Origin of the sequence: Streptomyces sp. NBC_00094, from assembly GCF_026343125.1 — a bacterium.
Classification (GTDB): domain Bacteria; phylum Actinomycetota; class Actinomycetes; order Streptomycetales; family Streptomycetaceae; genus Streptomyces.
In genome coordinates, this window is the sequence record NZ_JAPEMB010000001.1 from 1,602,248 (window position 1) to 1,615,372 (window position 13,125).

Below are 13,125 nucleotides of genomic sequence, written 5' to 3' on the forward strand. Positions count from 1 at the left end.
GGCTCCCACCCCCCGCGCTCGGGGAGGTCTGGCGGGCGCCGGGCGCGGGCATGCTGGCCATGGAGCCGCCGCCCGCGCACCCGCGCGCCCTCGGCGCGGCGGCCACCTCGACGTGGAGGGACGGTCGGGCCGTGAGCGGGATGAGTGTGGAGCCGTACCGGGAAATCACCTTCGACAAGGACGGCGACGGGCCGGCAGGGCAGTCCGCGGCCCTCACCGCGCTGGCCCGGCAGGGGGTGACGGACCTGGTGCTGCTCGCACACGGGTGGAACAACTCCCCGTCGGGCGCCACCCGTCTCTGCTCGGACTTCTTCGCCCCCTTCCCCGGGCTGTTCGGGCCGGGGGTCGAGGCCGGGTACGCGGGGGTGATCTGGCCCTCGATGATCTTCACCGACGAGCCGGTGCCCGACTACCGCGCCCTCGTGACGGTCCTCCCGGAGAAGGAACCGGTCCTCGTGCGGCTCACGGAGCTGCTGACGCTCGCCCCGCCGGAGGAGGCCGCCTTCGTCGAGTTCGGGGAACTGCTGCGGGAGCTGACGGACGTGTACGAGGTCGGGGACGGGATCGGGGGCGGGATCGGGGGCGGGGACGAGGACGGAGGCGGGATCGGGATCGGGATCGGAGACGGGATCGGAGACGGGATCGGAGGCGTCGGGGCTGTCGGGGCCGAGGGGGTCGTCGGGGCGTCGGCGGCGGTGCCGGAGTTCCTCGTCGCGGACCCGGTGGCGGTGTGCGCCCGGTTCACCGAGGCACTGGAGGAGACCGGCGGCACCGTGCCGCCCGAGGGCTTCGGGGAGGGGCTGAAACGGTACTGGAAGGGGGCCAGGGAGGCGCTGCGGCAGGCCGCGTACTACGTGATGAAGCGGCGGGCCGGGCGGGTCGGCGAGTTCGGGCTCGGGCCGCTGCTCGGCGAGGTCGCCCGGACCGCCCCCGGTCTCCGCGTCCACCTCGTGGGGCACAGCATGGGCGCCCGGCTCGTCGCGTACGCGCTGCGGGGGCTCCCGCCCGGGGCGCGGCCGGTGGCCTCCGTGACCCTCCTGCAGGGCGCCTTCTCGCACTACGCCTTCGCCCCGCGGCTGCCGCACGATCCGCGGCGGCCCGGTTCCCTGCGGGACATGCAGCACCGGGTGCGCGGGCCCCTGGTGGCCTGCTACTCGCGGCACGACACGGCGCTCGGGGTGATGTACCCGCTGGCGTCCCGGCTCGCGGGCGACTCCGAGTCGCTCGCGGGGCCGCTCTCCGGGCAGCTCGCGGGGCCGCTCACCGGGCTGCTCGGCGCCGATGATCCGCGCTGGGGCGCGATCGGGCACGACGGGGTCAAGGCGGTGCCGGGGACGGTGGAGCGGACCCTGGCGGCGGTGCTGCGCGAAGGGGTGCCGGGGTCGGGGTGCGTGAGCGTGGACGCGGCGGACGCGGTCCGCTCGCACAGTGACATCGTCCGTCCCGAGCTGGCCCGGGTGGTGGTGTCGGCGGCCCGGGCGGGCCGTGCCTGAACCACACCGGACGCCTGGGTTCCGCTGCGTGTCGGGGGTCCCTCCGGCCCCGTTGATGGCTGCCATCCGTAATTCGATGGAACACGGCGGGCCCCCCGTTCGTCCCTCTGATACCGCGGAAGGACCAGCGACGGAGGTGGCGAGAGATGGCCGGTTTCCGGAGTCTCGCGAGACAGGTGCGCGATCCCGGGTGTGACACGGCGCTGCGCAGGTACTCCCTGCGCAAGTGCCTGGAGCGGTTCGCACCGTACGGACACCGGGCGACCTGGGACCATCTGTGCCGGCGGCACAGGTTCGGTCCCGAGGACCGGGAGCTCGATCCGGGGCGGCTGGTGGCCGCGCTCGACGAGCTGGAGGAGGCGCGGGCCGTGTGGCTCGCGTACGAGAAGCAGTTCGCCGAACGGCGGAGGCGCGAGAAGCACGACGGACTGCGCGGGCTCGGCGCGCTCGACGACTGGCACCGGCGCGTCTGGGGCGGCAACGGCGTGGTGCGCTGCGGCGACCCGGCCGTGCACCCGTCGGACCCGCTGCCGGAGGTGCTGCGCCGGCTGATCGCCGCGCTGGAGGACGGCCCGGGCGAGCGGTGTCCGGTGTGCGCGGGGCCGCGGATCGAGTGGCGGTCCGGATCGGGGGACGCGTACGAGCCGTGGCTGGGCCCCGTGTGCGGCGACTGCGGCGTGGGCGTCCCGCGAGCGGTGCTCACGTCGGGCGCCCTGGCCCGCGCCCGCGGGGACCGGCACCGACCACTGGCTCCGGCGGCGTGATGCCCGTGGGGTGTCGGCGGGCGGCCGGACGACACCCGGGCCCGCTCCCCCGCCGACCCGGTCGCGGCGGCGCCGCCGGCCCCGCGACCCCGCGACCCCGGCCGGACGAAACCTAGGTCCGGCGTACCGGCAGCAGGCGGGAGCCCGTCATCCGCTCGCCGAGGACGTCGTCGGGGTTGGACAGGACGCAGTTCTCCAGGGACAGGCAGCCGCAGCCGATGCAGTCCGTGAGGTGGTCGCGCAGCCGTCCCAGCTGCTTGATGCGCTCGTCGAGTTCGGTGCGCCAGGCCGCCGAGAGCCGTGCCCAGTCCTCGTTCGTGGGGGTGCGCTCCTCGGGGAGCTGGGCGAGCGCGTCGCGGATCGTGGCGAGCGGGATGCCGACGCGCTGCGCGGCCCGGACGAAGGCGACCCGGCGCAGGGTGTCACGGGCGTACCGGCGCTGGTTGCCCGCGGTGCGGCGGCTGCTGATGAGCCCCTTCGCCTCGTAGAAGTGCAGGGCCGAAACAGCGGCCCCGCTTCGGGCGGAGAGCTGGCCGACGGTGAGTTCGTGGATCTTCTCTGGAATCTGCGGCACTCCCCGAACCCTACGGGACAAGGCCCGGTGCCCGGCCGTCCGTTGACAGGAGGCCACCGGCACCACAATGCTGAGCAAGCGCTTAGGCAGCGCCCGAGAGAGCCGATCAGAGGGACAGACAGAGGGAGCTAGGGACATGGCCGAGCCGAGGATCTTCACCTCCGCCGAGGAGCTGCGCGCGGGCGTCGGCGAGCAGCTGGGGTACAGCGACTGGCTGGAGATCGACCAGAAGCGCATCGACCTCTTCGCCGACGCGACCGGCGACCACCAGTGGATCCACGTCGACCCGGAGCGCGCCGCCGACGGCCCCTTCGGCGCGACGATCGCGCACGGCTATCTGACGCTGTCGCTGCTGCCGCTGTTCGTCCCGCAGGTCCTGCGGGTCGAGGGCATGAAGATGGGCCTCAACTACGGCACCGAGAAGGTCCGGTTCCCGTCCCCCGTACCGGTCGGCTCGCGGCTGCGCGCGACGGCGGTCCTGACGAAGGTCGAGGAGGCGGGCGGCGGCGTACAGGTGACGGCGGCGGTGACCGTCGAGCGCGAGGGCGCCGACAAGCCCGTCTGCTTCGCCGAGTCGGTCTCCCGCTACTTCTTCTGAGCAGCGAGGCCCCTGGACCGCCGCGCCCTCAGGGGTTGCGGACGCCGACCATCCGGAGGACGAGGTCGGCGTAGAGCGCGCCGATCTCGTCGGGCGTCCGGCGGCCCTGCGTCGTGAACCAGCGAGCGACGTCGATGCAGAGCGAGAGCACCGCGATCGTGGTGCCGGACACGTCCGGCACCACGAACTCGCCCGCCGCCACGCCCTCCTCGATGATCCGGCGCACGGCCGCGTCGGACTCCCGGCGCAGCTCCACGATCTCGGCGCGGTGCTCGGGGCCCAGGGCGTCGAACTCGTACTGGACGACCCGCGCTGTGGTGTGGCGCTCGGCGTGCCAGCGGACGAAGGAGCGTACGGCGTCGGAGAGCCGCTCGGCGGCCGTACCGTCGCCGTCGGCCGCGGCCCGGAGGATCTCCAGGGCCTTGTCGTGACCGATCCGGCTGATCCGGTGGAGCAGCTCTTCCTTGGTCTTGTAGTGGATGTAGAGCGCGGCCGGGCTCATGCCCGCCCGGCCCGCGATGTCCCGAGTGGTGGTGGCGTGGTAACCCCGCTCGGCGAACGCCTCGACGGCGGCCACCAGCAGTCGCCGGGCCGCCTCGGGCGTGACCTCGCCCCAGGGCATGTCCTCGACCCCGGGCGTCTCCTCCGCCGCGCTCATCCCACACTCCTTCTCGGACCCCGTCAGAACGCACACCATACAACGAGGGTGAGCAAGCGCTTAGGGTCTTGCGGGGCCGGGCCCGGATCGGAGGGGAGGTCGGGGCCGGATCAGATCTGCGGTCGGTGGCCCGGATCACGCTTCTGGAAGGGGTCGTGTTCGGCGAGGAGCTTCTCCAGCCGGGCCTGATCGACCCTGCTGACGATCTGGCCCTCCTCCTGGCGGTCACGGACGACCTTGGCCAGCGTGAAGGCCGAGGTCGTGAGGTAGAGGACCGAGACGGCGAGGAAGGCCCGCACCCAGGCGCTGGCCTCCAGCTGGTAGATGCCGACGGTCACGGCCGTGCCGGCGACTCCGAAGGAGATGACGGCCTGCGTGTAGTAGGCGGCGGTGTTCTGCTGCTTGACCGGTGTGTCGCTCATGCCCCAAGCATCGGGCGGACGTGGCCCCCGCCACATCCGCCCGGCTACTCAGTCGCGGCCCGCAGGGTACTCAGAAGGCCGAGACTCCCGTGAGCGCGCGCCCGATGATGAGCTTCTGGATCTGGCTGGTGCCCTCGTACAGCGTCATGACCCGGGCGTCCCTGAGCAGTTTGCCGACCGGGTACTCGTCGATGTAGCCGTAGCCGCCGAAGACCTGGAGGGCGTTGTTCGCCGCGCGGACGGCGGCCTCGGAGGCGTACAGCTTCGCCTTGGACGCGGCGGTGGCGAAGTCCTGGCCCCGGTCGATCAGGTCGGCGACCCGCCAGGTGAGGAGCCGGGCGGCGTCCACGTCGACCGCGATGTCGCTGATCAGTTCCTGCACCAGCTGATACGAGGCGATGGACTTGCCGAACTGCTCGCGCTCCCCCGCGTAGCGCACGGCGGCGTCGAGCGCGGCCTGGGCGATGCCGACACAGCCGGCGGCGACCGACATGCGGCCCTTGGCGAGGGCGGACATGGCGACGGTGAAGCCCTTGCCCTCGGGGCCGAGCATCGCGGCGGCGGGGACGCGGACGTCCTCCAGGACCAGTTCGGCGGTGGCCTGGCCGCGCAGGCCGAGCTTGCCGTGGACGGCGCGGCGGGTGAGGCCGGGGGTGTCCGTGGGGACGAGGAAGGCCGAGATGCCCTTGTGGCCCGGGGTGTCGTTGGTGCGGGCGAAGAGCAGGACGACATCGGCCCAGGTGCCGTTGGTGATGAACATCTTGGTGCCGCTGACGAGGTAGTCGTCACCGTCGCGCACCGCGCGGGTGGTCAGGTTCCCGGCGTCGGAACCGGTGCCCGGCTCGGTGAGGCCGAAGCAGCCGAGCGCCTCACCGGACGCGAGCCGGGGCAGCCAGGCGTGCTTCTGGTCCTCGGTGCCCCAGGTGGCGATCGTCTTCGCGACCAGACCGAGGGAGACGGAGACGATGCCGCGCACGGAGGAGTCGCCGCGGCCGAGCTCCTCGGTGACGAGGCAGTACGCGAGGTGGTCGCCGCCCGAACCCCCGTACTCCTCCGGGACGGTGAGGCCGAGGAAGCCGACGGCGCCGAGCTTCTTGACGATCGAGCGGTCCACCTCCTCGGCGCGGTCCCACGCGACGGCGTGCGGGGCGACCTCGCGAGCGACGAAGTCCTCGGCGAGCCGCCGTACGGCTTCCTGCTCCTCACTCAGCGCCAGATCCACCGTGCCACCTCATCCATCAGTTTAATTACCACTGCTAGTTTTATTGCGCAGGCCTACTATGTGCGCCATGGCCCGACCGCGCAAGCCCCTGCTCAGCCGAGACCGCATCGTCGAGACGGCGGGTGCGCTGGTGGACGCGGAGGGCCTCGCCGCGCTCTCCACCCGGCGGCTGGCGGCCGAACTCGGGGTGAGCGGGCCCTCGCTCTACAACCACTTCCGCACGAAGGACGAGATCCTCGACGCGATCGCGGACGCGGTCTCCACCAAGATCGACCTGTCGATGTTCGCGGAGACCGACGGGCGCGACTGGCGCACCGCGCTGCACGACTGGGCGGTCTCCTACCGCGCGGCCCTCGCCGATCATCCGCACATCGTCCCGGTCCTCGCCCAGGGCCCCGGCCGCCGCCCGGCGGGCCTGCGCGTCGCCGACGCGGTCTTCGGGGCGATGGTCCGGGCGGGCTGGCCCCCGGCCCAGGCCACCTCCATCGGCGCGCTGATGCGGTACTTCGTCACCGGGTCCGCGCTCGGCTCCTTCGCCCGCGGGTTCGTCGACGACGAGACGGCCTACGACCCGGCCGACTACCCGCACCTCGGCCAGGCCCACCTTCTCGCCGAGCACCGGCAGAAGGTGGACGAGCGCGCCTTCGAGACGGGCCTGCGGGCGCTGCTCGACGGGTTGCGGATGCAGTACGAGACGCTCGCACGGCCCGCGGAGACGGAGAGCCCGGCGGCGGACGCGGCTTCGGGGCCTGACAGTTCGGTGTCCGCCGAAGCGTGAGTGCGGGACCCTGGGCGCATGGCAGCCAGTGATCTCGCCGCGCTCGCGGCGCTCTTCGCGGACGAGAGCCGCGCCGCGTTCCTGCTCGCCCTGCTCGACGGCCGGGCCTGGACCGCCGGGGAGCTCGCGCGGCACGCGGGGGTGGCGCCGTCCACCGCCAGCGAGCACCTGGGGAAGCTCGTCGCGGGTGGGGTACTCACGGAGGAACGCCAGGGCAGACACCGGTACGTCCGCCTGGCCGACCCCGGGATCGCGCACCTCGTGGAGGACTTGGCCGCCCGGTCCGAGCCCGAGGCACCGCCGCCGCCCCGCTCGCTGCGGGCCGCGAGCGCCGGGCGGGCGATGGCCCGGGGGCGGACCTGCTACGACCACCTCGCCGGGCGTCTCGGGATCGCGATCACCGAGGCGATGACGGTGCGCGGACTGCTGCGCCAGGACACGGGGTTCGCGCTCACCGACCGGGGCGTCGCGTGGTTCGACGAGCGGGGCATCACCCTCGTACGGAAGGGGCGGCGGCCCGTGGCGCGCGGCTGCCTCGACTGGACCGAGCGCAGGCCGCACCTCGCGGGGATCGCGGGCGCCGCGCTGTGCCGGCACGCGTTGGACGCCGGGTGGTGCGTACGGATCGGGTCGGAGCGGGCCGTGCGGGTGACGCCGGAGGGCGAGTCCGCGCTGCACGCGACCCTGGGTATCGCGCCGGCGACCCTGCGCTGAGCTGCCGGGTCCCGCGCCGGGCGGCCCCGCCCGTCCCGGCCCGCGATATTGCGGTGAGCGCCGAAGGGTTCACACCCTACGGTCGAGCCATGCCGAACCGATCCTCACGTCTCGCCCTCGCCGCCGCCGGTGTCACCGTCGTCCTGTGGGCCTCCGCCTTCGTCTCCATCCGCAGTGCCGGGGCGGCCTACTCCCCCGGTGCGCTCGCTCTCGGGAGGCTCCTCGCCGGGGCCCTCGTCCTCGGGTGCGTCCTTCTGATCCGGCGGGAGGGGCTGCCTCCCCGGGCGGCCTGGCGCGGGATCCTGGTCTCGGGGCTGCTCTGGTTCGGGGTCTACATGGTGGTCCTCAACTGGGGCGAGCAGGAGGTCGACGCGGGTACGGCCGCGATGGTGGTGAACATCGGACCGATCCTGATCGCGCTGCTCGGCGCGCGGTTCCTGAAGGAGTCGCTGCCGCCCCGGCTGGTCGCGGGCATGGCGGTCTCCTTCGCCGGCGCCGTGGCCGTCGGCCTCTCCATGTCGAGCGACTCGGGCGACGGCGGGCACGCCTCGGTGCTCGGCGTACTGCTCTGCCTGGTCGCGGCGGCGGCGTACGCGGGCGGGGTCGTGGCCCAGAAGCCGGCGCTCGCGCACGGCAGCGCGCTCCAGGTGACGACCTTCGGCTGCCTGGTGGGTGCGGTGGCCTGCCTGCCGTTCGCCGGGCAGCTGGTCGAGGAGGCGGGCAGGGCCCCGCTGTCGGCGACCCTCAACATGCTCTACCTGGGCGTGTTCCCGACCGCGCTCGCCTTCACGACCTGGGCTTACGCCCTGGCCCGTACGACCGTCGGCCGGATGGGCGCGACGACGTACGCCGTGCCCGCCCTCGTCGTACTCATGGCCTGGCTGTTCCTGGGCGAGCTGCCGGGGCCGCTGACCCTCGCCGGGGGTGCGCTGTGCCTGGCGGGCGTGGCCGTGTCCCGTTCACGACCGAGGGCCTCCGTCGCCGCCGGGACGGCCGGGTCGGCCTGACGCAGGCGGGGCGGCCTGACAGGCGGGGCGGCCGGCAGGCCCGGCCGGCGACAGGCCCGGCCGGCGTCCCCCCTAGGCAGCCGTCACGCCGGGGCCACCGTCAGGCCGGTCCGCCGGAGCGCAGCAGCTGGCGGGCGAAGGTCGTCAGCGATCTGCCGATGCGTTCGGTCGACAGCCCGAGCCGGTCCCGCTGGAACCGGAACAGCTCGGGCGACAGCGGGCTGAGCGCGATGTCGACCAGCGGGTCCGGATCCTCGACCCCGTGGTCGACCAGGAGCGTGCGGACGTGCACGCGCCAGAATCCGTACGCACCCGTGCCGAAGCGCGCGGGCCCGGTCTCCGCCCCCAGCGCCAGCGGGAGATGACGCTCCAGCAGATCGAGCATCGCCAGATAGAACGCGGCGAGGCGCTCCCCCGCCTCCGCGCCGGGACCGAGCGGCGGCGGTCCGTGGATCAGCAGGCCCTGGAGCCGCCGCTCGTGCTCGTCGAGGAGCGCGACGGCGACGGAGGGCGGGTCGGGGAAGCTCCGGTAGAGGGTGGCGCGGCCCACGCCGGCGGCCTTGGCGATCCGGTCCATGGTGACCGAGCGCGGGTCCTGCTCGGCGAAGAGCCGCTCGGCGGCGGCCAGGATCTGGGCGCGGTTCCGCTCCGCGTCCGCACGCCGGCGAGGCGCGACCGGCTGCTCGTCCGCCGCCCGCAGATCACCGAGGAGCCCGTCGACCCGATGCGCGGAGGAGGCTCCACGCCCTCGCTGCTCGTCGTCGCTCATGGATCAGACCCTACTTCCCTCCAAGCCAAGTGGACAGCTTGTCCGCTTAGAGCGCCGCGTGGCATGGTAAACGGACACAGCGTCCACTTATCTGCTCGTCGCCTCCCCAGGGAGATCCAGATGCACACCGCGCTCCTCGCCGCGGCCCTGCTGGTCGGCTGCCTCCTGGCCGTCCAGGCCTCGGTGAACCTCCAGCTCAACTCGGCCGTCGGCACCCCGTACGGCGCTTCGACCCTCCAGCTCGGCGTCGCGACCGGCCTGCTCACCGTGCTCGCGGTGGCGGCCGGGGCGCTCGGTGCCCTCGGCAAGCTGCCCGACGTGGAGGCCTGGCAGCTGCTCGGCGGGCTGGCGAGCCCGCTCTACATCACCAGCGGCATCCTGCTCTTCCCGCGGCTCGGCGCCCTCGCCGCCGTCGGGCTCTTCGTGACCGGCCAGATGTTCGCCTCGCTCGCGCTCGACCTCTTCGGTCTCCTCGGCCTCGACCGGAAGGACCTCGACGCCGGGATCGTCGTCGGCGCCGTCGCCGTGCTCGCGGGCATCGTCGTGATCATCCGGGGCATGAAGGCGGCCGCCCCTCCCGGCGCTCCCCGGATGTCGGGCGCCGGCCGCGCCGGGTGGCTCGCCCTGGGCGTCCTCGCCGGCGCCGTACTGCCCGTACAGGGCGCGATCAACGCGCAGTTGCGCACCCGGATCGAGGAGCCCCTCACCGTCGCCGTGATCAGCTTCGCGGTGGCGACCTTCACGATCGCCGTCGTCCTGCTGGTGCTCCACGCGGCCCGGCGCACGCCGACGCCCAGGATCGCCCCTCTCAGGAAGATGCCCTGGTGGGGCTGGCTCGGTGGCGCGTGCGCCGCCGCCTATGTCACCGGCACGTTCCTGCTCATCCCGTCCATCGGCGCGGCCGTGACGATCGCGCTGACCGTGACGGGGCAGCAGCTCACCTCGGCGCTGATCGACCACAAGGGGCTGTTCAGGCTCCCGCGGCGCGCCCTGACGAAGCCGCGCGCCCTGGGCCTCGCCCTGCTGCTCGCCGGCTCCCTGGCCATCCAGCTGGCCTGACCGGGCGCCTCGGCGGTACGCCCCGTCCGCACCGCCGCCGGTTCCCGGGCGGTGCGGACGAGGCGTAACCGGGCCCATCCAGGCGTCAGGGGAAGATCACCAGAGCCCGTCCGCCCTTGCCCGCGAGCATGTTGTCGAAGGCCGCGGGGATGCCGTCGAGGGTGATCCGCTCGGTGACGAGGGCGCCGAGGTCGAACCGGCCGGCCCTGATGTGCTCGGCGAGGACCGGCAGGTCCACGGCCGGGTTCGAGTTGCCGTAGACGCAGCCGGACAGGGTGCGGCCCCAGTGGAAGAGCTCCAGGGCGTGGAAGGTGACCTGCTGGTCCTTGCCGCCGATGCCGACGACCGTGGTGCGGCCGCCGCGCCGGGTGGATTCCCAGGCGGTACGGATGGTGACGGCGCGGCCGACGCACTCGACGGCCACGTCGACGCCCTGGCCGCCCGTCAGCTTCCGGATGTCCTTCGCCGTGGTCTCGGAGGCGACGACGTACTCGGTGGCGCCCGCCGCCCTCGCCAGGGCCTCCTTCTCCGGGGAGACGTCGACCGCGACGATGGTGGACGCGCCCGCGATCCGGGCGGCCTGGAGCGTGGCGAGGCCGACGCCGCCGACGCCGAACACCGCGACGGTCTCGCCCTGCCGGACCCGGGCGGAGTGGTGGACCGCGCCCCAGCCGGTGAGGACGGCGCAGCCGAGCAGGGCCGCGTCGGTGAGCGGGACGCCGTCGGGGACGGGCAGGACGCAGTTCGCCGCGACGACCGTCTCCTCCGCGAAGGCGGCGACGTTGAGACCCGGGTGGAGCTCGGTGCCGTCCTCGGTCCGGGCGTGGACGTTCGCGGCGCCGGCGAGGGCGTTCACGCAGAGCCAGACCTCGCCGAGCGAGCAGGGGTGGCAGGCGCCGCAGGACGGCGCCCAGTTGAGGACGACGCCGTCGCCGGGGGCGACGTGCGTGACGCCCTCGCCGACCGAGACGACGGTGCCGGAGCCCTCGTGGCCGAGGACGGCCGGGACCGGCACGCGCATGGTGCCGTTGGAGAGGGACAGGTCGGAGTGGCAGACCCCGGCGGCGGCGAGCCGGACCCGGACCTGGCCGGGGCCGGGCTCGGGGAGTTCGATGCCGGTGATCTCCAGGGGAGAGCCGACGGCGGGCAGGACGGCGGCGCGGATCACGCTCGTTGCTCCTTCTGCGCTCGGGACCGGAAGGCTTGGCCGGTCGGAACTGGAGGACTCGGAACTGAAGGACCCAGAACTGAAGGACTCGGAACTGTGAGGCCTCAGAACTGGAGGGACTTCGTCTGGAGGTACTCGGCGAGGCCGTGCGCGCCGAGCTCCCGGCCCACGCCGGACTGCTTCCAGCCGCCGAAGGGGGCCAGCGGGTTGAACCGGCCGCCGTTGATGTCGACCTGGCCGGTGTCCATGCGGCGCGCGAAGGCGACGGCCGCCTCGGGCTCGCCCCAGACCGCGCCGGCGAGGCCGTACTCGGTGCCGTTGGCGATGGCGAGCGCGTCGGCCTCGTCCTCGTACCGGATGATCGAGACGACCGGGCCGAAGATCTCCTCCCGGGCGATGGTCATGTCCGGGGTGACGTCGGCGAAGACGGTCGGGGAGACGTAGTAGCCGGTCTCGCGCGGGGCCTCGGGGCCGCCGGCGACGAGCCGGGCACCCTCCTCGACGCCCTTCTCGATGTAGCCGCGGACGCGCTGCTGCTGCTTGGCGTTGACGAGGGGGCCGACGCGCTCGCCGGGGACGTACTTGGCGACGGCCTCGGCGGCGAGTTCCACCGCCTCCTCGTACCGCTCGGCCGGGACGAGCATCCGGGTCCAGGCGCTGCACGTCTGGCCGGAGTTGGACATGACGTTGGCGATGCCGACGGCGACGGCCTTGGGGAGGTCGGCGCTCGGCAGGATCACGTTGGCGGACTTGCCGCCGAGTTCGAGGGCGACCCGCTTGACGGCGCCGCCCGCGAGGGCGCCGATGCGGCGGCCGACGGCGGTGGAGCCGGTGAAGGAGACGAGGTCCACGTCCGGGTGTTCGGCGAGGGCCTGTCCGGCGACCGGGCCGAGGCCGGTGACCAGGTTGAAGACACCGGCGGGCAGGCCCGCCTCGTGCGCGGCCTCGGCGAAGAGCTGGGCGGTGAGCGGGGTGTCCTCGGCGGGCTTGAGGACGGTGGTGCAGCCCGCGGCGAGCGCGGGGGCGACTTTGGCGACGATCTGGTGGAGCGGGTAGTTCCAGGGGGTGATCGCGGCGACGACGCCGACCGGCTCGGCGTAGACGGTGGAGTTGCCGACCTTCTCCTCGAAGGGGTGGGTCGCGGCCAGTTCGGCGTACGTGCCGGCGACCGCGATCGGCAGGCCGGCGTGGACGGCGGCGGCGAGCTGCGGCGGGGCGCCGAGCTCGGCGGTGACGGTGGCGGCGATCTCCTCGGCGCGGGCGGCGAGCGCGTCGCGCAGGGCGGCGATGCGGGCGGCGCGCTCGGCGGGCGGGGTGGCCGCCCAGCCGGGGAGCGCGGCGCGGGCGGCGCGTACGGCGGCGTCGACGTCCTCGGCGGTGCCCGCCGGGACGTGGGCGATGACCTGCTCGTCGGCCGGGTTGATCACCGGGATGGTCTCCGCCGAGGAGGCGGGGCGCCACTCCCCGCCGATGTACATCGCGTCGTGGGCCTTCATCCGCTGTCTCCTCACGTTACCGACCGGTTCGTCGCCCGACCCAAACTAGCGCTGTTAGTTTTCCGGCGCCAGGGTCCGCCGGAGTGCCCTCCGTCTCGCCGGACTCCCCCGGGGCTTACGCCGTCGGACTGCCCAAGGGCGTATGCCGTCGGGCTCCCCGGGGCCTACGCCGTCGGACTACCCAAGGGCGTGCGCCCCCGGGCTCCTCAGGGGCGTACGCCGTCGTCGGCCCGGCCGCCCCCGCGCGTACGCCACCGTCGGCCGGGCCGCCCCGCGCGGCGCCGTCCCCGATCGTGCCGCCCCCGTGCGGGCGCTGTCCACGGACGCCCCTGACAGCCGTCCGCCCCCGGAACTGGCGGTTGCCTCCTTGCCCTCCGGTAATTCCCCAGTAACGGCCCGGTCC

The 13,125-nt window shown here is 73.9% G+C and carries 14 protein-coding genes; 7 read left to right on the top strand and 7 right to left on the bottom strand.

Going from position 1 to position 13,125, the window contains the following annotated elements:
• Positions 1-140: 140 nt before the first annotated feature.
• Together OG580_RS06850 and OG580_RS06855 are read left to right on the top strand one after the other, a co-directional pair.
• Positions 141-1,493: a serine-threonine protein kinase gene (locus OG580_RS06850; protein ID WP_267047923.1), complete on the top strand. Its 1,353-nt coding sequence runs from the start codon at positions 141-143 to the stop codon at positions 1,491-1,493.
• Between the two features lie 146 nt (positions 1,494-1,639).
• Positions 1,640-2,257 carry a hypothetical protein gene (locus OG580_RS06855; RefSeq protein ID WP_267042735.1) on the top strand — a complete coding sequence of 206 codons (618 nt, stop codon included), beginning with the start codon at positions 1,640-1,642 and terminating at the stop codon, positions 2,255-2,257.
• 112 nt (positions 2,258-2,369) lie between these two features.
• Here the strand turns inward: OG580_RS06855 and soxR are convergent, their stop codons facing one another.
• Positions 2,370-2,831, bottom strand: a complete 462-nt coding sequence (gene soxR / locus OG580_RS06860; protein ID WP_267042736.1) for a redox-sensitive transcriptional activator SoxR — start codon at positions 2,829-2,831, stop codon at positions 2,370-2,372.
• Positions 2,832-2,967: 136 nt separating this feature from the next.
• Between soxR and OG580_RS06865 the strand changes: the two genes are divergently transcribed.
• Positions 2,968-3,429 (top strand): MaoC family dehydratase, encoded by a 462-nt coding sequence (locus OG580_RS06865; RefSeq protein WP_267042737.1) that lies wholly within the window; start codon positions 2,968-2,970, stop codon positions 3,427-3,429.
• Between the two features lie 28 nt (positions 3,430-3,457).
• Here the strand turns inward: OG580_RS06865 and OG580_RS06870 are convergent, their stop codons facing one another.
• From OG580_RS06870 to OG580_RS06880, 3 genes are all read right to left on the bottom strand, one after another.
• The gene (locus tag OG580_RS06870) at positions 3,458-4,087 is read right to left on the bottom strand and encodes a TetR/AcrR family transcriptional regulator (RefSeq protein WP_267042738.1); all 630 of its coding nucleotides are present in this window, start codon (positions 4,085-4,087) and stop codon (positions 3,458-3,460) included.
• Positions 4,088-4,197: 110 nt separating this feature from the next.
• Complete coding sequence (locus tag OG580_RS06875) at positions 4,198-4,509, bottom strand: YiaA/YiaB family inner membrane protein (RefSeq protein WP_267042739.1); 312 nt, start codon at positions 4,507-4,509, stop codon at positions 4,198-4,200.
• A gap of 70 nt (positions 4,510-4,579) precedes the next feature.
• Entirely contained in the window at positions 4,580-5,731 is a 1,152-nt protein-coding gene (locus tag OG580_RS06880) for an acyl-CoA dehydrogenase family protein (RefSeq protein WP_267042740.1), read from the bottom strand.
• A 67-nt stretch (positions 5,732-5,798) separates the two neighbouring features.
• Here OG580_RS06880 and OG580_RS06885 point away from each other — a divergent pair, with 67 nt between their 5' ends.
• The 3 genes from OG580_RS06885 to OG580_RS06895 all read left to right on the top strand — a co-directional run bounded on the left by OG580_RS06885 (position 5,799) and on the right by OG580_RS06895 (position 8,230).
• Positions 5,799-6,509 carry a TetR/AcrR family transcriptional regulator gene (locus OG580_RS06885; protein ID WP_267042741.1) on the top strand — a complete coding sequence of 237 codons (711 nt, stop codon included), beginning with the start codon at positions 5,799-5,801 and terminating at the stop codon, positions 6,507-6,509.
• A gap of 18 nt (positions 6,510-6,527) precedes the next feature.
• Complete coding sequence (locus OG580_RS06890) at positions 6,528-7,223, top strand: helix-turn-helix transcriptional regulator (RefSeq protein WP_267042742.1); 696 nt, start codon at positions 6,528-6,530, stop codon at positions 7,221-7,223.
• 89 nt (positions 7,224-7,312) lie between these two features.
• Positions 7,313-8,230, top strand: a complete 918-nt coding sequence (locus tag OG580_RS06895; protein WP_267042743.1) for a DMT family transporter — start codon at positions 7,313-7,315, stop codon at positions 8,228-8,230.
• A 100-nt stretch (positions 8,231-8,330) separates the two neighbouring features.
• Here OG580_RS06895 and OG580_RS06900 read toward each other — a convergent pair whose 3' ends face one another.
• Positions 8,331-8,999 carry a TetR/AcrR family transcriptional regulator gene (locus tag OG580_RS06900; protein ID WP_267042744.1) on the bottom strand — a complete coding sequence of 223 codons (669 nt, stop codon included), beginning with the start codon at positions 8,997-8,999 and terminating at the stop codon, positions 8,331-8,333.
• Positions 9,000-9,119: 120 nt separating this feature from the next.
• On the opposite strand from OG580_RS06900, the gene OG580_RS06905 reads away from it, so the two are divergent.
• Positions 9,120-10,058, top strand: coding sequence for a DMT family transporter (locus OG580_RS06905; RefSeq protein WP_267042745.1), 939 nt, complete (start codon positions 9,120-9,122; stop codon positions 10,056-10,058).
• 85 nt (positions 10,059-10,143) lie between these two features.
• Here the strand turns inward: OG580_RS06905 and OG580_RS06910 are convergent, their stop codons facing one another.
• Both OG580_RS06910 and OG580_RS06915 read right to left on the bottom strand, forming a co-directional pair.
• A complete protein-coding gene (locus OG580_RS06910; protein ID WP_267042746.1) occupies positions 10,144-11,226 on the bottom strand; it encodes a Zn-dependent alcohol dehydrogenase in 1,083 nt (360 codons plus the stop codon).
• Between the two features lie 104 nt (positions 11,227-11,330).
• Entirely contained in the window at positions 11,331-12,722 is a 1,392-nt protein-coding gene (locus tag OG580_RS06915; RefSeq protein WP_267042747.1) for an aldehyde dehydrogenase family protein, read from the bottom strand.
• Between the last annotated feature and the right edge of the window lie 403 nt (positions 12,723-13,125).